Consider the following 20187-nt stretch of genomic DNA (forward strand, 5'->3'; position numbering starts at 1 on the left):
CCGCCACATCGAACACGTTCCTACTGCTGCTCAGCGGACCGGGAAAGGGCTCTTCCCCCGACCGCCTTGATCAGCTTGTAGAGGAGGTCTGCTGAACCGATCCCGTCGGGGACGGACCATGAGATGGGAGTTCCGGGCGTGAGGCTATCGTCCAGCAGGGACTTGCATGCTGGGCAGGGCCTGCGCTCGCTGTACAGCTCGGTGATCTGCGTTGGCTTGAACCCTCTGGCGGCCAGCTGCTGCAGGATGTGGTTCTCCGAGTGGAAACCGTCGCCCTTGCTGAAACCAACCACGAGATCGCCGGTCTTGGGATCATTCCACCCCGGTACCCTTGCAACTGCGACGTTCCGGCCGGAGGTGAATCCAGCTCCGACTCTCCCCTTGTATGCCATGCGGCTGAGTTCGCTGCTGAGGTAGGGAATCTCTCCCTCGCAGCGATCAATACCGCCCGCGACCGCCGTACGGAGGGGCTTCTTCCCGGTACAGACCTTGTACCAGCCCTCGAGGTACTTCGCGCCGACCCCTTCGAGAGCCACTTCGGTAAGGCCGGCGGTACGCAAGCCCTTCCAGGCGTCTTCGATACCGATGCCGGTGCGGAAGGCGGCGTCGAGAGACTTGACGCCGTCGGAGATGGCCTTGACGGCGATGTCGCCGAAGACGAGGGTGGTGATGTCGAAGGCTGCCCAGCCGCAGTTGCCCCAGCTTCCGCCGCCGCCGGTGAACTTGTCCCAGCAGCCGGTGAAGTCCTCGGTGAGCGCCTTGATGAATCCCTTGGCGACGGCGCGGTTGAAGTCCTGCTGGCTGATTGTGTAGGTGACCTCTTGGGTCTGGGGCTGCTTCAGCTCCTGGCTGGCGAGGAACAGCGTGTCGGAGGGCAGGCATCCTGACTGAGCGTCGGGGATGTCCGGGTTGGTGCACAGGTACAGGTCGACGGACACCTTCGAGGTGATCGTCGCGGTGATGACGCAGTCGCCGGTGTGGATGATGACGTTGCAGTTGTCCTTCTTGACGTTTTCCGGTTCACCGACGGGTTCGACCTTGGTCTTGAAGAAGACGCCGCCGATGCTGCCGGCACCGGTCGAGATCTGGGTGTTCTTCTCCTTCGTCTCGGCTCGCTGGGCCGCGTCCTGGGTGTCCTTGGCGGCCTGGGCGGCGTCCTTGGCGGCCTGTTCGGCTTCGGTGGCGGCGGTGTTGGCACGCTCGGCTGCCGCGACCGCGTCCTTGGCGGACTGCTCGGCCTGGGCTGCGGCCTGTTGTGCTGCTGCCGCGTCGAGGGCGGCCTGGTCGGCGGAGGCGCGGGCGTCCTTGGCGTAACCTTCGGCTCGGCTGGCTGCCTTGTCGGCGGCTGCCGCGTCCTCGGTGGCCTGCCGGTCGTATTCGATCGTGCGGGCCAGGGACTTGGCGGCCTCGGCCGCGTACCCGGCGGCCTGTGCTGAGTAGCCGAGGGCTTCCTTCGCATACCCCCGGGCTTCTGCCGCGTACGCTGCCGCGTTCGCGGCGTGGAGGTATGCCTCCTTCATATCGCCCTGGGCCTGGTTGGCGATGTCCTTGGCCGCCTCAGCCTCGGTCTTGGCGTTGTCGGCATGGGCCTGGGCGACGGCCTGCTGCTGCTCGGCGATCGTCCGCGACGCCTGCCCCGTCAGCACCACCAGGGAGGCCGTGCTGTCGGTGTCCGCATACGGGCTGCCGAGCTGGACGGCGTCGTTGGCCGGCTTGGCTACCTGCCGCGCCGCCGCCGTGGCGTCAGCCGCCGCCTGCGCGGTGACATGGGCATAACCCGCCGCCTTCGCCGCAGCGGCGAGCGCGGTCAGGGCCTCCTTCATGGCGGCGTCGGCGTTGGCCTTGGCGCTCTTCGCCTGCGCTGTGGCCACGTTGGCCTGCTTGACCCCGGCTGCGGCTTCGGTGGCCGCGTGCTGGGCGGCCTCGATGGCGTCCGCGGTGGCGCTGGTGGCCGTCTTGACGGCCGCGTCGGCCTTCAGCTTTGCGGCCTGCGCCGCATCCGCGTCGGCCCGGGCCCGCTTGGCCGCGGCCTCCGCCCGCGTGGCCGCAGCATCAGCATCCGCCGCCGCCTGGGTCGCGGCATCAGCCTCGGAACGGGCCCGTCCGGCCGCTGCCTTGGCATCGTTCGCCCCTGCGGCGGCCTCATCGGCCGCCTTGCGGGCGGCATCGGCAGCGTCACCGGCGTCCAGGGATTGTGCGTAGGCTTCTTTGGCGTCGGCCTTGACGCGGGCCGCGTCGGCCTTCTGCTCGGCGTTGTAGGCGTCGCTCCGCAGGGCCACGGCCTTGTCGCGGGCCTTGACCGCGTCGTCGCGCTTGCTCTTGGCGGTCTGCTCAGCGGCTTCGGCCCGGTCCTTCGCGTCCTTCGCCTTACCGGCTTCCGCCTGGGCGTTCTGCTTGTGCTGATCGGCTTCGGCCTGCTTGGCGGCGGCGGTTTCCTTCTCCGCCTTCGCCGTCTGCTCCTGGGCCTCTGCCGCGAGCCGCTTGGCGTGCGCGTCGGCTGCGGCGGCCTTCGCCTCGCCCTCGGCCTTGACCGCATCAGCGAGTTTCGCCTTGGCGGTCTCCGCGTCCGTCTTGGCGTTGTCGCGGTGCAGCTTCGCGGCATCGCGGGCGGCCTGGGCCTGCAACTCGGCCGTCTCGGCGGCCTTCTTGCGGAACCCGGCCCGCACCTGCGCCGCCTGCGCGAGGGCCCGCTGGGTGATGGTGTCGCTGTCGGCCGCCGAGGCTCGGGTGGCGGCCTCCGCGGTCTCCCCGGCCTTGACCATCGCCTCCAGCGCGGCGACTGTGCCCTGGGTGACCTGGTCCTTCTGCTGCCCGACGATCAGCCCCCGGCCCCGAGGGGCTCCGTTCTGGTCGGCGACCGCGTAGGCGGCCTGCTGCGCCGTGGCGGAGGTGGCGGCGGCCTTCTTGGCCGTCTCCAACTGGGCCCGGATGGCGTCGAGCTGTTTCTTCGCCTCCGTCTGCGCGCCGGTGATGTTCGCCTTGGCCTTGTCCACGTTGGCCTTGGACGGGACGGGACCGGTGTGGCCCTTGGGGGCGACCTTGAACTTCTGCCCGTCCGTGCCGTTGCACGGGTAGAGGAAGGCGTCCTGGCTGTTGGTGAAGGTGCGCAGGTCCAGGCACTTGCCCGTTCCCGTGTTCTTCAGGCTCGTGGTAGCGCGGATGTCGGCTTCCCACGTCTGGGCCGGGGCCTGGTTGCAGTTCCAGATCTGGATCTTCGTGCCGTCCGCGCTGTTGGCATGGTCGACGTCCAGGCACTTGCCCGAGCCGACGTTCCTCAAGTGCAAGCCCGAGTCGTCCGGCTCCAGCCGCCAGTCCTGTGCCAGGCCATTGTTGCAGTTCCAGATCTGGACGGGAGTGCCGTTGTCCTTCCCTCCTCCCGCGACGTCCAGGCACTTGCCGCCAGCGGCGACCACCTTGATCACGTTGGAGGCGTCGCCGATCCAGCCGAGGCCACCCTCGGTGGAGTAGTCCAGCCAGCGGGTGGAGTAGTCCGCAACCCACGACTGGCCAAGCAGCTTGCCCAGGGCGAACGTGCCGTCCTGCAACGCCTTCGCCGCAGTCGAGCTCGCGCCGAGGATCTGCTGGCGCTGCGCTGCCTGCGAGGCGATCTCCTGCTGCCACTCGGAAGACGCCTGGGCAACCTCCTTGCCCAGAGCCCGATTCGGGTCGATCGGGTCGTGCCAGGCGCACGTGGCGAAGCGGGCCTTGAAGTCCTCGACCGCGATGCGGAACTCGGGGGTGTCCGGAGCCGGCGCCGTGGTGGGGAAGCCGCCGGAGGACAGGAAGATCCGGGCGTCGTCGGTGAACACCCGGGGGACGAACCACTGGTTTTCTTCGACCTTCCCGGAGTTCTTCTTCCACAGCGCCCACGCCTGCTGCTCCTGCGGCGCGCCTCCAGCGGTATACAGCGGGTCGCCGATCGCCAGCGCGGCGGCCTTCGTCTTGTCGTCAGCGGTCGGCGACGAGTCGTAGAACGGGTTGAGCACGTCCAACGCGTATGACTGGTACAGCCACGGAAGCAGCCCGACCTGGTCGAAGATCTTGCCACCCCCGCGCGGCGGGTGCGGGTAGTCCAGGCCACTGACGGCACTGACCCATGCCTGCTCCTGGTCGCTGACCTTCTTCAACCACTGGTCGGTGCTGTCGCTGTCCGCGTTGTGGGCCTGGTGCAGGGGGGTCTTGTCGTTGAGAAGGTCCCGGTAGACCTTCTGGTGGAGCTGATCGGGCGGCAACCCGATCGCGTCCTGCGCCAGGGCATACATGCTGGGCCCGCCCTTGCGCAGGGCATCAGCTGCCACGCACTGGTCCTCGCGCAGCTGTTCAGCGGTCTTCGTGTCGTAGCCGTCGTAGGAATCGCCGACCAGGCCCATGTCATCCCGGCCTGAAGTCCCCGCAAGGTCGGGCCTCACCGCGAGGCCGACGATCATCGCGACGGCGGTCAGCAGAAGGATGATCCGGGCAGTCAGCCCCGACCGCCCCGGTTTGGGTAAGAGAGGGTTTGGTGATCTCGAACGCAACAGAGACGCCTTTCATCCCGAGGTCGAAGCGACCCAGGGCACACCTCACCCCCACGGGCGACAGCTGTTCCCCCGGCCGCTGCTGGATGCACTCACACGGCGGAGCCGGTCAGACCCCTTCGTGCATGCGCGCAACCGTAGGCACAACCCAACGACATGGCACAGGTGTTTGATTTTGTGGCCCGGGTCGATTGACCGAAACCATGACTGGCCGTTCGACCGCACCACGGCACGCAGTTCCCCCACGCCCCACGGGAGACCTGTGATGTTCCTGTGAAGTGGATGCAGGAAGTCCCAAGATCCGTTGGGGTCAGATCTGTCCGATTGCCCACGGCCGCGAATTGCGCACGTCGTCTCATAATCGCCCACGTACGGCACCGAGCTGTGTGAGCGTGCGAGGGCACCACACGCCACGACAGTAAGAAGCACGCGCTGCTTCCGCTACAGGATCATGAGAGGAAGGCGCGGGGCCCAGGGAGCCGTTCATGGGCCGCCCCGACCGGGCAGCGCGGGCCGCCATCACGCAGCGCCGTGCCGACGCGATCGACCTGAAGCTAGCGGGAGTTGACTGGCTGACCATCGGACGCAAGCTGGCTGCCGATCCAGCAATCAACTCGGACGGCGTCGCCTACCCCCAGGGCTACGGCATCGACCTGTACCGGCAGGACCTGGAACCCCCCACAGACAAGCGGCTGATCGAACTCGCCTGCAAGGACGTCTCCAAAGCCCTCAACGAGCGCACCACCACACTCGACTCCAGCGCGGACGAACTGCGCCAGCTCATGGTGGAGAGACTGGAGCGACTGTTCTTCACGGTTTACCGCGCCGCGATCCGCTCCGGCGATTACCAGGCCGTTGACCGGGCGGTCCGCATCATCGAGCGCAGCAGCCGCCTCCTCGGACTGGACCGGCCAGCGCGGACCGAGGTGTCTGGGCCGAACGGTGCGGCGGTGCAGGTCGAGACAACGGGCCTGGAGGAGCTTGAGCGGCTGATCTCGCTGGCGGGCAGTCCGGTCGGCGGGAATGAGGAGGGCTGACGAGGCTGCGGTCCTTCAGCTGTACCGGGCGCTTCCCGCGCCCCAGCGCCGGGAGATAGCCGCAGCATCCACACCAAGCCTGCGGGCCCAACTGGTCCAGATCGAACGCGAAATGGCACTCGACCGCTCCCCCGGCGCGATGGCCGCCGTGCTCACCGACGGCCGGGAAGTGCAAGCTGCGCACCTGGCGAAGATCGATGCGGCGTTCGAGCGCGTCGCATCCGGGCACCCCACCCGGCTGCTGTTGACGATGCCGCCCCGGCACGGCAAGAGCCGACGTGCCGCCCGGTGGGGGCCACTGTGGTATCTGCGGCGCCGCCCTGAACACCGGGTGATGATCGCGTCCTACTCCTCCGACCTGGCCGACGATCACGGCCGGTGGATTAGGGACGCCATCCATACCTACAGTCCACAGCTGGGCATCGGCCTGCGCGCGGGCTCCAGTGCGGCGAACCGCTTCGACCTGGTCGGCACCGAGGGCGGGGCGGTGATGGCCGGTGTCGGCGGCGGACTCACCGGCAAGGGCGCCCACCTGGCCGTGGTGGACGACCCGATCAAGGATGCCCAGGAGGCGTCCTCGCCCACCATGCGCAAGCGCCTGTGGGAATGGTGGCAGGCCGTCTTGCTTACCCGCATCGAGCCGGGCGGCTCGGTCATCCTCATCCAGACACGCTGGGACGAAGACGACCTGGCCGGGCGCATCCTCGCGGACGAACGCGACCGCTGGACCGTCATCGACCTCCCGGCTCTCGCTCTTGCCGACGACGCCCTGGGTCGCGAAGTCGGCGCGCCGCTGTGGCCCCACCGCTACGACAGCACCGCCCTCGCTGAGATCCGCCGCTCTGTGGGCGAGCGCGTCTGGTGGAGCCTCTATCAGCAGCAGCCCCGCCCGCAGGAAGGCGGCGTGTGGCAGTGGGCGTGGATCACACAGAATCGCTTCAGCGCGGCCCGCTTCCGTGGTATCGACCTGGCCCGGATCGTGGTCGCCGTCGACCCGGCGGGCGGCGAATCAGCGGTGGGCGACGAAACCGGGATCGTGGCCGCTGCCCGCGACCGCGACGGGCACCTCTACGTTCTGGAGGACCGCTCGGGCAACCGCGGCGCGGACGCCTGGGGTCGGGAAACGTGCCTACTCGCCATAGAGTTGCGGGCCGACGCCATCGTGGTCGAAGCGAACTACGGCGGCGACATGTCCCGCCAGATCCTCCACCAGGCATGGCAGGAACTCGAACGTGAGCACCGCACCGAGAGCATGCTGATGCCCGCCGTGCTCTCCGTCACCGCCAAGCACGGCAAACGCCTGCGCGCCGAGCCCGTCGCCCAACTCTACGAACAGGGCCGCGTCCACCACGTCGGCGAATGGTCGGTGCTGGAGCAGCAGATGGTCACGTGGGTCGCCGGCATGGACTCGCCCGACCGCATGGACGCGGCGGTCCACGCATTGACGGAGCTCGCCGACCCCCGGCAGGCAGCTGTGGGCTCCACGGCGTACAGCGACAGCCGTTTGACGGGACGGCGCTGAAACGATCCTTCTTTGGCAGGGTGAACAATCAAGGCGGAACCATGTATTTATGGCATTTCTGCCTAAAGATTAATTAATCGGGCACACCTCAACGTTGGGGGGTGGTCTACCTCTCGATTCGTCTGCGGTGTACTGCTCGCGTAAGACCGGCGGCGGCCAGGAAGCGGCGGCGCAACAGGCCCCAAGGGCAGTACCTCGTGTGAGGTACTGCCCTTGGGGCCCTGATTCACCGTCCGCCGAGCGGTCGGTGAACCGGCTCCGAGCCTACGGAGAGGGGACATGCAGGTATTGCTTAATAGTCCAGCCGTAGTTGTGGATCTTCACATTGTGGCCTCATGTCGACGGTAGTGGCACAACAAGCACAGACCATGATCCTGTTACGAGCTCTTACGTGGTACAGCTTCGCTACCCACCTACTAGTCACTAGTAGGTGGTGACTTCGCTGTACTTCACCGCCCCCTCTGCGGGTACATTAGTGATGTCACAAGAGGGAGGCGGCAGGCCAGGGGTCGTTCTGCAAGACTCAACCCCTGACCCACCTCACTCACGGGGCGCTGGCTGCTACTTGCGCAGTTCAGCCCACGCTTCGAAGCCGATTCGAAGCAGGGTTGCGATCCCCCCGAGCAGGGGGATCGACTGCGCTAGGCGGCTAGCGCCTCGCGTCCCTTTCACCGGCACAGATGCGTGCCTACCAGGCATTTCTCTCACCTCCCTCCCCAACACTGTCCGGAACCTTGCGTTCCGGACAGCTCGGGCAAAGAAGCGTGAGACATGCGGCTCCAACTCTATTCACCCGGCAGACTCTCTGCACTGAAGTCCCGGGAAATTCACGGACGTTCATTCTGTAATCTGTGCGGCCGCAGGCCGGGTGTGTAAATTCCGCCGCATTACGCTGAGAGGTGGCGCGGGGCTGACGATGGGGACTTTCCTTCGTGGGTCTGCGTACCTTCCTGACCGATGCTTGGTCGTGGCTGAACTACAAGCCCGCCATGGCCTCTACGCTCGACGGCCGCCCGCACCGGGCCCTGGCCCCGGAGGTTCAGGCCAGCTGGCTGCCCGATGACGCGATCCGCCGTCTGGCCGCCTACAAGCTGCTGGCCGCGTACGACTCGAACCAGGCCGGTGAGCTCGCCGCTCTCACGGGGAACGAGGCCGCAGTCGAGCGGCGGGAGTTCGGCGACCCGTCGATGCTCGTGGATACGGCGCTGGCGCATCTGCTGGGAAAGTCACAGCAGATCATCGTGCCCGGCGCCGAGCATGCGGGCAGCGAGGACACCTCACCAGACGCCTTCGCAGCGGCCGAGACGCAGCAGCGGCTGCGGGACTGGGCGCAGGTGGAGTTGCTGCCGTTGCGGATGCAGGCAGCGGAGCGCAAGGCTGTTCTGCTGGGCGATGCGATCTATCTGCTGGCGTGGGACCCGGTCAAGGGCCGGGTGAGGCTGCGAACGTACGACCCGGGCTTCTACTTCCCCGTCCTGGACAATGACGCTGACCCGGGCGACTACCCGACCCGTGTCCATCTGGCGTGGGAGATCCCTGAAGACTCCCGGCGCGGAATCAAGGCCCGTGTTCGGCGGATCACGTTCGAGCTCGGCCCCATCCAGGAACAGCCCGACCACCTTGCGGCGACGCGCCGCTACGCGTGGGCGCCCAAGGAACCCTCGGCCCTTACCTGCTATCTCTCCGACGCCGAGTGGTCCGTCGACGATCTGCGCCGTGGTCAGACACTCGACGACCTTCCCCTGGACAAGGCCACGTTCCGGACCCGGGCGGACGGGCAGACCCTGAACCGGCTGGACCTTTTGATCGACTTCATCCCGATGGTGCACATCAGCAACACCGTTGCCGACGGCGAGCACTTCGGACAGTCGTTCCTGGCGAAGGTGATGCAGGCGCTTGACGAGCTCGCGGAGACGGACACCGACTCGGCGCGCGCTTCGGCCACCACCGGGGCCCCGATCATCAGTCTCGCCGGTGCGCGCGCTGAGGTTGACCGGGCCACTGGTCGGCCGAGGCCCTTGGCGGTGCAGCCGGGCACCATCTTCCAGCTTGGCGACGGCGGGCGGATGGACGTCCTGGACACCTCCGGTCAGCTGGCGGAGCTGCGGGCCCGGGTGGAGGAGATCCGGGACCGGGCCGCGGTGAACGCCCGGCTTCCGGCCGTCAGCCTGGGCACGGTCGATCCGTCCGATGTGCCCAGCGGCTACGCCTTCCAGATCAGCCTCGGCCCCCTGGACTCGTTGGTCGACTCGATGCGGCTGGCCCGCGCGCACAAGTACGCGCTCCTGTTGAAGATGGTGCAGCGCCTGCACCAGGCCGGTCGCGCGCCGAGCTGGCCTGTGGGTCCGACGCTGGCGGCGCAGCTGGTGTTCGGCCCGCACATGCCCACCGACCGGCAGGCGATTCTCGACGAGGTGGTCAAGGGAGTGGGAGCCGGGGTGTTCTCGCTGGAGACCGGCATCCGGATGCTCCAGGACGCGGGATATCCCATCGAGGACGCCCGCCAGGAGGCCGCCCGCATCACCGACCGACAGCCCGCTACGGTGCAGGAGCATCGAACGAAGGCTTCATCGTCTTCAGCGCCTCACGCTGCTGATCAGCCGACCGAAGCAGGAAGTCCTCCCTCGACCGTGACGAAGTTCCCGCCGACCTGTGCGGATCTTGTAGGGGCCTGCGCCGCCGGGCACTCCTTCGATGCGTAGCAAGGAGAGGCAGTGCCCGGAGAAGTCGCGGTAGGAGTCATCGAGTTGCTGGCCCGTCGAGGGGTTGGTGGCGGTGACGAGCTTCTTGGTGCCGTCGGACTCGAAGACCTCGACAGTTTCCCCACTGAGGCCCGTGCATCGTGAAGTCTCAGGTCACGGGTCTGGTGTGAGTGGCGATTCAGGTACTCGCACCGGTCGGTGGCCGATGACCATGGCGTAGATCATCGGGCAGGTCCGGTTCCGGTGGGATGCCGGGTTCGTCTGCGCCGCCCGTCGACCCGTGCCCACGATCCGTTAGCAGGCTGGCACGCCACGAGTTCGCGGGAGGTTGCGGGGATGCAGGAGCGGCAGTGGATCACCGCCCGCCGGAGCGAACTAGGGCCTGTCCGGAGTCGTGATCACGGGATGGCTCCTTGCCCACCGCCCTGATCTGCACCGGGCAGTCTGCGGCCCGTACGATCGTCAGGATCCTGGCGTAATCGCCGGGCAGTGCGGCCTCGTCAAGGCCCTCGCCGCGGTGTGGGATCAGCAGGACCGCTCGCCCCGCCACCCGGGCGGGTGCCAGGGAGTTGACCACGGCGGTCTCCGCTTCGGGCCGGTCCTGCTCGACCAGCTGGTTTAACACCCGCTCGGCGACCAGCAGTTCCTCCAGCTCGGCTTGGACCTCCTACAGGCTTTGCCCGGGCCATACCCCACAGCTCGTCCGAGCGCGCTATACCAGGAATATCTAGAAAGCTGGATCAAGGGCGCTTTTCATGATGTAAGTGATTAAGTTCCTCACGGAGCAGAACTGATCATGGAACCTTTGCATACGGATCCGTCAGACGAACTGCTCCGTTGGTTGGAGTCCCACCCCGGGGGACAACAGATCCTGGTTCAGCTACGCCAGGGTGCGCCGGAGGCACCCCGTCGGCTGCGTGATCTGCTGAACTCTCCGGAGGGTAGGAGGGACTTGCCGCCCGCCCTGTCCGTGACCGTCAACGGAGGATACGTCGATACCCTGGTGAGCATCGCCAGCGCCCGCTCGATTAGCCTGTTCCAGGTCAACTGGGCCGAGCATCAGATGATTCCGCGGCAGACTCCGTCGGCTCCGGCGGACTTCACCGGCCGCACGGACGAGATCGCCCGGATCGACGAGGCCATGGCCGCTGGCACGACGACGCCGGTCGTCGCCATCACCGGCAGGCCGGGCTCCGGGAAGACCACTCTGGCCAAGCAGACCGCAGCCCTGCTCACCGACCGCTTTCCCGATGGCCAGTTGTATGCCAACCTGTACGGCGATCGGTCTCGGGACCGGGATCATGCGGAGGTGCTGGGCCTATTCCTGCGCGCCCTGGGGACCCCCGACTCGCAGGTTCCCGCAGATCCCGACGAGGCGTCGGCTCTCCTGCGCACCACCCTGGCACACCGCCGCGTTCTAGTGGTCCTCGACAACGTGGGCTCTGCTCGCCAGATCCGCCCCCTACTGCCCGGCCCTTCGAGCTCGGCCGTCCTCATCACCAGCCGACGATCGATGGCGGCCGTCGAGGGAGCCTGGCACGTCAGACTCGGCAACCTTCCCGAGCGGGACGCACTCGCCTTCCTGGGCCACATGGCCGGGTCACGGCGTATGGCCGAGGAACCTGACGAGGCCCGGGAATTGGTACGGCTGTGCAGACGGTTGCCGCTGGCGCTCCGGATCGCCGGTGGACAGCTGCTCGCCAAGCCTCAGGGAACCATCGGCTCTGAGGTGGCCCTGCTGACTCCCGTACACCGCAGGCTTGCCCGATTACGCAACGATGATCTGGAAGTGGCGGGCGTCTTCGAGTCTGCCTTCCTCCGGCTGACGACCGAACAGCGACAGGCACTCGGCTGCGGTGCGGTTCTCCCGGTGGAGAGTTTTAGCACCGATCTCGTCGCCGCCATGGCGGAGCGTCCGGTGGACGACATGACCGAGGTTCTGGACAGCGTCTCCGAACTCAACCTGATCGACCAAGTGCTCGTGGACCGCTTTCAGCTCCATGACCTGATCAGGATCTTCGCTGCGGAGCACACGCCCGTACCCGGGGCCGAGGAGCGCGGCGTGACCTACTACGTCCGCCAGGTCCGCGATCGGGAACGAGCCTTCTACCAGTGGGAGTTCCCCGACCCCGGCCAGTGGTTGCGAGCTCGCGACGATGCGCTCGCCTGGTTCGACGCCGAACGGATCAACGTCGTCTCGGTGACCCGGCATGCTGCCGGTACCGGGAGGGACAAGGAGGCGGTCAGCCTCGCCCACCACTTCTTCCACTATGTCGACCACTACCGTCTGTGGCCCGAGTGGGAGGAGACCCACGAATACGGTCTGGCCGCCGCCCGCCGCCGCGGCGACGCATCGGAGGAGGCACGGTTCCTGTGCGGTATGGGACTCATGCGCTCCGAACAGGACAGACACCCGGAGGCGATCGCATACCAGCGCAAGAGTCTGGAGCTGGCGCGTCAAAGCGGTAACAGGGAACAGGCCGGGTGGGCGTGCGTACACCTGGGCACGCAGTTGTCATATGAGCGGGACCATGAGGCCGCAGGTGCTGCGCTGCGCGAAGGCATTGCTCTGTTCCGAGAGCTTGGCGATATGCATGGGGAGTCCTGGGGCTTCGCCGGCCTCGGTGATCTCTATGTGGCGACCGCTGACCTGGAAGCAGCCGTCGACGCCTATCGGGAGAGTGTGCAGATACGACGCCGGGGCGGCGGCGAACACGGTGCGGTCTTCATGCGGACCAACCTCGGTATCGTCTACATGCGCCTTGGCCATTATCCAGAGGCTGCCGAGGAACTGGGTGAGGCGATCCGTCTGTCTGCCGAACTGCACGACTCCGGCGAAGAGGCCAGGGCCACCGCACTACTGGGCAGCGTGCACGCCATGCGAGGAGAAGCAGACGCGGCGGGGCAACTCTTCGTGCGTGCAAGGCAGTTGCTTGACGAAATCGCCGTTGCTGAGAACGCGGCACTTATCATGGTGCGTCTCGCGGAGACCCAGCTCAATGCGAAGGACGGAATCGGCGCGGCGTTCTTCTTCCACAGCGCGCTGAAGACGCTGGGCGACAACACTCCGTGGACTGCCGGCGTTCGCCGCCGAGTCTCGGGCGGACTGGCCGATCCGCTGATCGAACCGCTTTCCTGAACTCCGCATCAAAAGCTGATGTCTCCCTGTACGTCACCGAGCTGCACGATCTTTCCGACCTTCGCCTGACCGCTTACCTGTACCAGGAAGCGACGCATTTCCGGTTCGTCCTGCGTCTCGGCAAGGAATTCTGCGACCTTGGCCCGCAAGTCCGGTTCCTGGGCCAGCACTTGCTGCAGCTCCCGCGCTGCGTCCTGGCGTTCCGTTTCCCCTTCCGGTGCCGCCTCCAGTCGCTCGACCGCCCGCCGGGCGCGGTCATGGGCATGCAGCCTTTCCTTCACGAACGAGGCCAGCCGCCCGAGCATCGCGCCACTTGCCTCACCGAGCCGGTTTCCCAACGACTCGGAGAACTTGAGTGCCAATAGCGCAGCTAGCACACTGCCGGTCACGGGTTCCATAGGTACTCCCCCTTCGGCGTCGTTCGCCTGATTCATTGTCCCGCAGCGGGCGCCACGAAGTCGATCCATGAGACGTTGGCGCATGCGAGCCGCAGGCCCTGCCTGTCCTCGGAGTCGTGTACGTGGACAGTGGCGTCGGCGGGGCTATGGCGACCTCGACACCCTCAGGCAGGATGATTGCGAAGTCCTTTGATCACGAAGCGGTGCAGGTTATGGCCGCCTGCTGCGGGTCTCGGCAGCCCGCCCCGGACGATCCTCGGAGATCACCGCCTGCCGTCACGACCAGCTCACCGCGAAACTGCGGGCGGCCGGGCTCGGCGTCATCGCCGACCTGGGCTTCGTCGGCCTCGACGACAGCGGTCCGGACGCCGACCCGGCAGTGATCTGCGGCTACAAGGCGGCCCGGAACAGCACCCTGACCCGAGGGCAGAAACCGTCCAACAAGGCACTGGCCACCGTCCGGGCGCCGGTCGAGCACGGCTTCGCCCACCTGAAGAACTAGCGGGTCCTCGGCAAGGTCCGCACGGACCCGAAGTGGGCGACCGCCCTGGTCAGGGCCCTGCTGGCCCTGACGAACCGCGAAGTCTCTCGCTGACCGACGATCTACACTGAAGCCATCCGCCCGCGACCGGCCCGAGCATCAAAAACCTCGCGCACACCAGACCTGTGACCTGCAACTTCACGATGCACACTGCTCACTGAGCGCCGGGGTGCAAGCCCCATCAGCGGCCGCTCCGCTCGTGTCACCTATGGTGATGCGCTGGTGACCGTGGCGGTAGACGAAGCGGGTCCACCCAAGGGGACGCTACCCACAGGGTGATCCCTGCCCCGCTGCCAACACCGCGCCAGCGGCACCCCACTGCACACGGCGCCTCATCGACCTCTCACTCGGCATCGCCAGTGTCACGCCCGGCTGTTGCCGCTTCCCCCTTGCCCATGAAGTCGATCATGCCATCTGCCTGCGCGAGGTCAGCTCACGCTCCTCCGGCCCATTGGACGAGAGCCGTCTCGTTGGGCTCCGTAGACTCGATCACGGCGCGGGGCCATCGAGGAGTCGTACGTCTTGATGACCCGCTCTCTGCCCTCGCCGAGCTTGATCCTGGGCTACCGCCGTGACGGCCGCCCGATCCACCCCGTCGTCGGCGCGTCCGCAGAGGACCCCTCCAACGACGAGGCCCAGGTCACGATCAGCCAGAAGCAGTTGAACACCCTCCTGGCCCGGGAGAAGGACCAGGGCGGCCGAGCCGCCGTCCGCCAGCTCGTCGACAAGCTCGGCTTCTCCAGCACCACCGACCTGACCGGCTACCTCACCGCTCAGCGCCAGGCCGAACAGCAGCAGTTGAGCGACTTGCAGCGCCGCGAGCAGGACTTGGCCCTGAGGGAGAAGACGGCCGTGGAGCGTGAGGCGCAGGCCCTCGTGCGCGAGCGGGCCGCGGCGCGGCGGGCGCTGCTATCCGGTCTTGGTGCGAGCGGACAGGATCTGGAGGATGCGGCCGCGCTTCTGGGTGTCGCGGATGACGCCGACGACGCCCAGACCACCGAAGCTGCGGAGCAGCTGAAGGCGCGCCGTCCTGAACTGTTCACCCCGCGTCCGGCCGACGGGGCTCCCCCAGCTGCCCCTGGTGGTTTCCCGGCTTCCGTGCCTCCCTACCGCCCAGTCCCGATGGACCGTTCGCCCGGCGCTTCCGGTCTGGAGATGGCTCGCAAGCGCGGCCTGCTTCCCCCCGCCTGATCATTTACGAGCGGCTCTGATAGCACCGCCATGATGGGGACCACGCCTCGTGTACCTCGTGGACCGCGCCACCAGTCGGTGAGTGTGCGATCGCATCAGCACCACCAGGAGACGCGGCGTTGATCCAGCCGTACACCACCTCCGCCGCGGTGACCACTGACCGGGACTGGCTCGCCTCCCGGCACGGCACCGACGCCACGGAGACCATCACCCTCGACCTGAACACGTTCACCAAGACCACCCACTACGTCGACCCCGCCGCGGGAAACCCGCACGGCTACGTCCGCTCCGGCGTTCCGGTCAGCCGCATCACTGCATCCGGCCTCTACGGCCCTTACGATCCGGCCGCCAAGGACGGCCGCGAAGTCCTCGCTGGCCTCGTCTATACGGAGGCCGTGTTCACCCCGGGCACCACCAAGGTGGCTGCCGCCCTCTTCTGGCACGGCACCGTCGACGCCTCCAAGATCCCCGGCGGCATTGACCCATCGAAGATCGTGCCGAACCCGGCTGGTGCGCAGATCCGCTTCCTTGCGGCGGTGAGCGTGTGAGCATCGCAGACCTCCTCAAGGGCGTCTCGGTGGCAGACCTGACGGTCTACGCCCGCACCATCCCCAGTCCCCAGGACTTCTTGCTCACCGGCACCGTGTTCGCCGAGACCCGGGTCAAGGACGTCAAGTGGCGCATCCGGCAGTCCAAGCGCCGCGTGAACACCGCCTCCTACCGGGCGTACGACAGCAGCGTGCCGTTCGCCAAGCGGCAGGCCGAATCCACCCTGACCGAGGGAACCCTCCCCGCCCTGGGACAGAAACTCCTCGTCGGAGAGATGGAACAGCTCCTGCTCGATGCCTCACGCGGCGCGGACGAAGACCGGCTGGTAGAACTGCTCTACGACGACGTAGAGCGGCACGTCGAAGCCATCCGCTCCCGTCTGGAGCTCGCCGCCGGTGACGTGCTGTTGGACGGCAAGTTCACCCTGACCGGGGAGAACGGGCTCACCGTGGAGGTCGACTACGGGGTACCCGCCGCAAACATGCCCACCGCGCCGAAGCCCTGGTCCGACCCGGCAGCAGACCCGCTCGCGGATGAGCTGCGCTGGATCGACTATCTCGACTCCATCGGCGCCCCGGCCCCCGAGATGGTCCTCACGTCCCGCAAGGCATGGTCGCACCTGGCCTCGAACGGCGCCTACCGGGCCGCGTATTACGGGACCCCGGCCGGTGGTCAGACGCCAACCGCGGCTCTCAACCCGGAGCAGGTGAACTCGGTGCGCGGTACCTACGGTCTGCCGCCGGTCACCTTCTACAAGGCGCAGGTATGGCAAAACGACGTATCCAAGCGCGTCCTGCCCGAGGACCGGTGGATCATGCTCCCGCCGGACCGGGCCAAGTGGGGCCAGACCCAGTACGGCACCACCGCCGAGTCCCTGGTCCTCTCCCGCGGGACCAACCCCGCCATCGAACGGGAGGACGCGCCGGGCATCGTCGTCACCCGCGACGTCGAGGACGACCCGGTACAGATCTGGACCAAGGGCGCAGCCGCCGCCATGCCGGTCCTGTACTCCCCGGACTGCCACATCACCGCGACAGTCCTGTGAGCGCCGCCGCCCGCTCCCCCGGCGTGCTCGCCACGGCTGTGCACGTCCTGGACCCGGTCGAACGCGTCCCGGTCGTGCTGCTAGCCGGCACCACGGTAACGGACCCGGCCCTCATCGAACGGATCCCCCGTTGCTGGGACGGTGGTCCCCCGACTCCCACCAACGCGGGAGCCACATCGTCCGCCCGGAAGGCGCCGCCCGCCTAGGGCCGACACGCGGCGGGGAGCAGGAACCTCTGCACCAGCTCCCCGCCGCCCCTCTTTCGTGATCAGGAGCTGTATGAACACCGAGGTACTGCGCTGGCTGCAAGCCCAGCTCGGCCCCGAGACCGACCCGGCCGATCTCAGCGCCCGCTACGGCCGACTCCACGCTGCCCGCGCCGTCGCCGAGGAGGTTCTACGGGAGCGTATTGCTGCGCTCCTTACCGAACCGCTCAAGGTCTCCGTCAACGGAGTCGCCACTATCGACAACTCCCCCAACGTGACTGCACTCGACCGCCACCTCAGCCAACTGCAAGCGGCAAAGGCCCCGGATGATCCGGAGGCGTTCGAATCGAACGTGGTGACTATCGTGCAACTACGTGCACGCCGCCGCCGATAGGAGCCCGCTGAGCCCCAACGCACTCCGCCATGACGGCCTCCTCGCCCACCGACGTCGGGCCGTAGGCAAGCTGCCGTCGCTTCACATGGCGCCACAGACGCCACACAACCTCAATATGACATCCCCGCGTGCGCGGGGAGCAGGATGGAGATGGATCTGTGAGTCAGCCCGTGCCGGGACCATCCCCGCGTGCGCGGGGAGCAGTGTCCCTGCAAACGCGGGTCGTCCGGGGACGGGGGACCATCCCCGCTTGCGCGAGGAGCAGCCTCCGGTGAGAACTGGCGGACCGGTGTGGTGGGGACCATCCCCGCGTGCGCGGGGAGCAGATGCGCGAGTGGGGCAACGCATTCACGATCTCGGGACCATCCCCGCGTGCGCGGGGAGCAGGCCTCATCCGCCGCGCGCTTCTGTGCCGTCCCGGGACCATCCCCGCGTGCGCGGGGAGCAGTCGCCGATGCTCAGGGCGGCGCCGAAGCTGGTGGGACCATCCCCGCGTGCGCGGGGAGCAGTAGTGGCCTCGTACGGTGAGCTCCTGGCCGGGGGGACCATCCCCGCGTGCGCGGGGAGCAGTACAGGTCTTGGTTCAATATCAAGCGCGTGTCGGGACCATCCCCGCGTGCGCGGGGAGCAGGGGGGCGGCAAGAGGGCCAGGATCCGCCGCAAGGGACCATCCCCGCGTGCGCGGGGAGCAGCGGGGGCCACTCCCCGCGCGGCTGACCACGGAGGGACCATCCCCGCGTGCGCGGGGAGCAGTCCTTTTCTGTGCTGTGCCTGGTGAACCGGGTGGGACCATCCCCGCGTGCGCGGGGAGCAGGCGGACGCCGACCCCGGCGGCGACACGGTGTGGGGACCATCCCCGCGTGCGCGGGGAGCAGGGTTTCCCGGAGCAGTTCGAGGCGTTCGCAGCGGGACCATCCCCGCGTGCGCGGGGAGCAGACTGCCCTGGTCGTCGAGGCCCTGCGCCGGGAGGGACCATCCCCGCGTGCGCGGGGAGCAGGGCGAGGAGCACGTTCACGTCGCGTCAGACTCGGGACCATCCCCGCGTGCGCGGGGAGCAGGGCGAGGAGCACGTTCACGTCGCGTCAGACTCGGGACCATCCCCGCGTGCGCGGGGAGCAGGCCTCCGTCAGGTGCCTCGCATTCGTCGTGGTGGGACCATCCCCGCGTGCGCGGGGAGCAGTCGCATTTGAGTACAGCGTGGGTGCGCGTGTCGGGACCATCCCCGCGTGCGCGGGGAGCAGACACGAGGCCAGAGCGGCATGTTTCCCAAGTTGGGACCATCCCCGCGTGCGCGGGGAGCAGTGCGTAGCGGTGCTGGACATCGGGTTTCTGGGGGGACCATCCCCGCGTGCGCGGGGAGCAGCTGGTGCCCCACGACAGGGTGTACGAGGTCGCGGGACCATCCCCGCGTGCGCGGGGAGCAGGCCCGCCAGCGCGGCGGCAAACGCCCGGTGGCGGGACCATCCCCGCGTGCGCGGGGAGCAGTGCCACGTCTCCCAGTACCGCCACACGGTCCCGGGACCATCCCCGCGTGCGCGGGGAGCAGACTGCGCGACCTGCGGTTTTGTCGCGATGAGGTCGAAGAACACAGCACTTTCACAGAAATTCACATATGGGGCGAAGTCGTCGATTCTATCGTCTTCCGAACCGTCGACGTTTGGATGCGTTGCTCCAGCCTTTTGCCGGGCTGGCTGGGGAGAGCGGGGCAGGAGCCTTGGGGCGTTGGATCAGGGTGAGGCCTTCATGGTCGATGGGGTTCCAAGCGTGGTCGTGGGTGCGGAAGGTAAATCCTTGTTCGGTGTTGGTGGTGTGGGCGAGGAGCGCGCGGCCCTGGTCGGCGTACTGACGGACTTCTTCCCACAGTGCGTCGCGGATGCGGGCTGATGGGTTGCCGATGAACACGCCGGCAGAGATTTCCAGGAGCCAGCGGGTGAGCAGGCCTCTGAGGCCCGCCGGGCAGTTGGTGAGGACGATGACGGTCACCAGATCTCCCCTGTGAGCGAGGCGTAGTTGATACCGGCGGCGACCTGTTCGTCACGGTCGGACTGGAGGGTAACGGCGTCCTTGTCGCTGGTCACAGCCTCGGTCGCTCGGTCGGTGTCCGGGAGGAGCAGTCCTTTGATGTCGTCGACGACACGGTCCAGGAGAGCCAATTCGTGGATGCGATCGCGCAGGGTGCGGCGGGTGCGGGCGCCTACGTCTTCGGGTGATTCTGCTGCGGCGTCGAAGGCGACGGGGATGCCGATCTCCGTTTTGTAGAGGTCGGCCACGTCGAGGACGAACGACAGTTCGTGGCCGGAGTGGACGAAGCCCAGGGCGGGCGATACTCCGAGTGCGGCGACGACAGCGTGCGCGACGCCGTACATGGCTTGCGCGGCTGCGGTGATCGCCTGGTTGACGGGGTCGCCTGAGGTGAAGTCGCCGGGCGTGTACTTGCGCCCCTTCCAGGAGACGCCGGTGCGGTCGGCTTGCGCCCTATAGCAGTCCTTGACGCGTCGGCCTTCGAGGCCGAGAAGTCCATGACGGGTGAAGCCCACGGGGTCTTCGTCAGGAAAGCGCAGCCGGTACATGGCGCGGGCCACGTCCAGGCGGGTGCGACGGTTGGCCCATCGCAGGGCCTGGGCTTCGGCAAGGGCGGAGGAGCGGGTGAGGGCACGTCCTGCGGCGTAGTACCGCACGCCGTGCTCACCGACCCACACCACGCCCGCCCCGGTCTCACCGAGCACGCTCATCGCCTGGTGGGTGATGCGGGTGCCTGGGCCCAGGAGGAGGGTGCCGATGGTCGCAGAGGGGATGTGGGTGGTGCCTTCTGCGTCTTCGGCGGTGATCGCGTTGGCGTCACGGTGGATGGTGCAGCGTTCCAGGTAGACGAAGGAGAGGCGGTCGGCGGCGCGGGTGAGGTCCCGGGGGCTGCTTGCGGGGCGCTGGCTTGGTGTGGCCATCCGG

The 20187-nt window shown here is 67.6% G+C and carries 13 protein-coding genes, 1 pseudogene and 1 CRISPR repeat array; of the genes and pseudogenes, 9 read left to right on the forward strand and 5 right to left on the reverse strand.

Annotated features, from left to right (window positions below):
* Nucleotides 1–20 precede the first annotated feature (20 nt).
* A complete protein-coding gene (locus ACGFRG_RS05455; RefSeq protein ID WP_393261541.1) occupies nt 21–4427 on the reverse strand; it encodes an RICIN domain-containing protein in 4407 nt (1468 codons plus the stop codon).
* 575 nt (nt 4428–5002) lie between these two features.
* Here ACGFRG_RS05455 and ACGFRG_RS05460 point away from each other — a divergent pair.
* The 3 genes from ACGFRG_RS05460 (at nt 5003) to ACGFRG_RS05470 (ending at nt 9778) form a co-directional block, all read left to right on the forward strand.
* The gene (locus tag ACGFRG_RS05460) at nt 5003–5554 is read left to right on the forward strand and encodes a hypothetical protein (protein WP_393261543.1); all 552 of its coding nucleotides are present in this window, start codon (nt 5003–5005) and stop codon (nt 5552–5554) included.
* Between the two features lie 112 nt (nt 5555–5666).
* On the forward strand, nt 5667–7076 hold the full coding sequence (locus ACGFRG_RS05465) for a terminase large subunit domain-containing protein (RefSeq protein WP_393261545.1): 1410 nt from the start codon (nt 5667–5669) through the stop codon (nt 7074–7076).
* Between the two features lie 932 nt (nt 7077–8008).
* Nucleotides 8009–9778: a hypothetical protein gene (locus tag ACGFRG_RS05470; protein WP_393261548.1), complete on the forward strand. Its 1770-nt coding sequence runs from the start codon at nt 8009–8011 to the stop codon at nt 9776–9778.
* A 355-nt stretch (nt 9779–10133) separates the two neighbouring features.
* Here the strand turns inward: ACGFRG_RS05470 and ACGFRG_RS05475 are convergent, their stop codons facing one another.
* Nucleotides 10134–10403, reverse strand: a complete 270-nt coding sequence (locus ACGFRG_RS05475) for a hypothetical protein (RefSeq protein ID WP_393261550.1) — start codon at nt 10401–10403, stop codon at nt 10134–10136.
* Nucleotides 10404–10781: 378 nt separating this feature from the next.
* Between ACGFRG_RS05475 and ACGFRG_RS05480 the strand changes: the two genes are divergently transcribed.
* Nucleotides 10782–12917 carry an NB-ARC domain-containing protein gene (locus ACGFRG_RS05480; RefSeq protein ID WP_393261553.1) on the forward strand — a complete coding sequence of 712 codons (2136 nt, stop codon included), beginning with the start codon at nt 10782–10784 and terminating at the stop codon, nt 12915–12917.
* 8 nt (nt 12918–12925) lie between these two features.
* Here ACGFRG_RS05480 and ACGFRG_RS05485 read toward each other — a convergent pair whose 3' ends face one another.
* Nucleotides 12926–13315: a hypothetical protein gene (locus tag ACGFRG_RS05485; protein ID WP_393261556.1), complete on the reverse strand. Its 390-nt coding sequence runs from the start codon at nt 13313–13315 to the stop codon at nt 12926–12928.
* Between the two features lie 214 nt (nt 13316–13529).
* Between ACGFRG_RS05485 and ACGFRG_RS05490 the strand changes: the two are divergent.
* The 5 genes and pseudogenes from ACGFRG_RS05490 to ACGFRG_RS05510 all read left to right on the forward strand — a co-directional run.
* A pseudogene (locus tag ACGFRG_RS05490) lies at nt 13530–13910 on the forward strand (transposase family protein); the annotation flags it as partial.
* A gap of 471 nt (nt 13911–14381) precedes the next feature.
* Nucleotides 14382–15047 (forward strand): hypothetical protein, encoded by a 666-nt coding sequence (locus ACGFRG_RS05495; RefSeq protein ID WP_393261558.1) that lies wholly within the window; start codon nt 14382–14384, stop codon nt 15045–15047.
* Nucleotides 15048–15166: 119 nt separating this feature from the next.
* Nucleotides 15167–15595 carry a head decoration protein gene (locus ACGFRG_RS05500; protein ID WP_393261561.1) on the forward strand — a complete coding sequence of 143 codons (429 nt, stop codon included), beginning with the start codon at nt 15167–15169 and terminating at the stop codon, nt 15593–15595.
* Nucleotides 15592–16641, forward strand: coding sequence for a major capsid protein (locus tag ACGFRG_RS05505; RefSeq protein WP_393261564.1), 1050 nt, complete (start codon nt 15592–15594; stop codon nt 16639–16641). The genes ACGFRG_RS05500 and ACGFRG_RS05505 overlap by 4 nt, the downstream gene beginning before the upstream one ends.
* Nucleotides 16642–16920: 279 nt before the next feature.
* Complete coding sequence (locus tag ACGFRG_RS05510) at nt 16921–17241, forward strand: hypothetical protein (protein ID WP_393261566.1); 321 nt, start codon at nt 16921–16923, stop codon at nt 17239–17241.
* Nucleotides 17242–17355: 114 nt separating this feature from the next.
* Nucleotides 17356–18787: direct repeats of the CRISPR family, unit length 29 nt; unit sequence GGGACCATCCCCGCGTGCGCGGGGAGCAG.
* 86 nt (nt 18788–18873) lie between these two features.
* Here the strand turns inward: ACGFRG_RS05510 and cas2e are convergent.
* Nucleotides 18874–19224, reverse strand: a complete 351-nt coding sequence (cas2e, locus tag ACGFRG_RS05515; RefSeq protein ID WP_393261569.1) for a type I-E CRISPR-associated endoribonuclease Cas2e — start codon at nt 19222–19224, stop codon at nt 18874–18876.
* Nucleotides 19221–20183: a type I-E CRISPR-associated endonuclease Cas1e gene (cas1e, locus tag ACGFRG_RS05520; RefSeq protein WP_393261572.1), complete on the reverse strand. Its 963-nt coding sequence runs from the start codon at nt 20181–20183 to the stop codon at nt 19221–19223. The genes cas2e and cas1e overlap by 4 nt, the downstream gene beginning before the upstream one ends.
* Between the last annotated feature and the right edge of the window lie 4 nt (nt 20184–20187).

The organism is Streptomyces sp. NPDC048696 (assembly GCF_043198895.1).
In the GTDB taxonomy this organism is placed as follows: Bacteria; Actinomycetota; Actinomycetes; order Streptomycetales; family Streptomycetaceae; genus Streptomyces.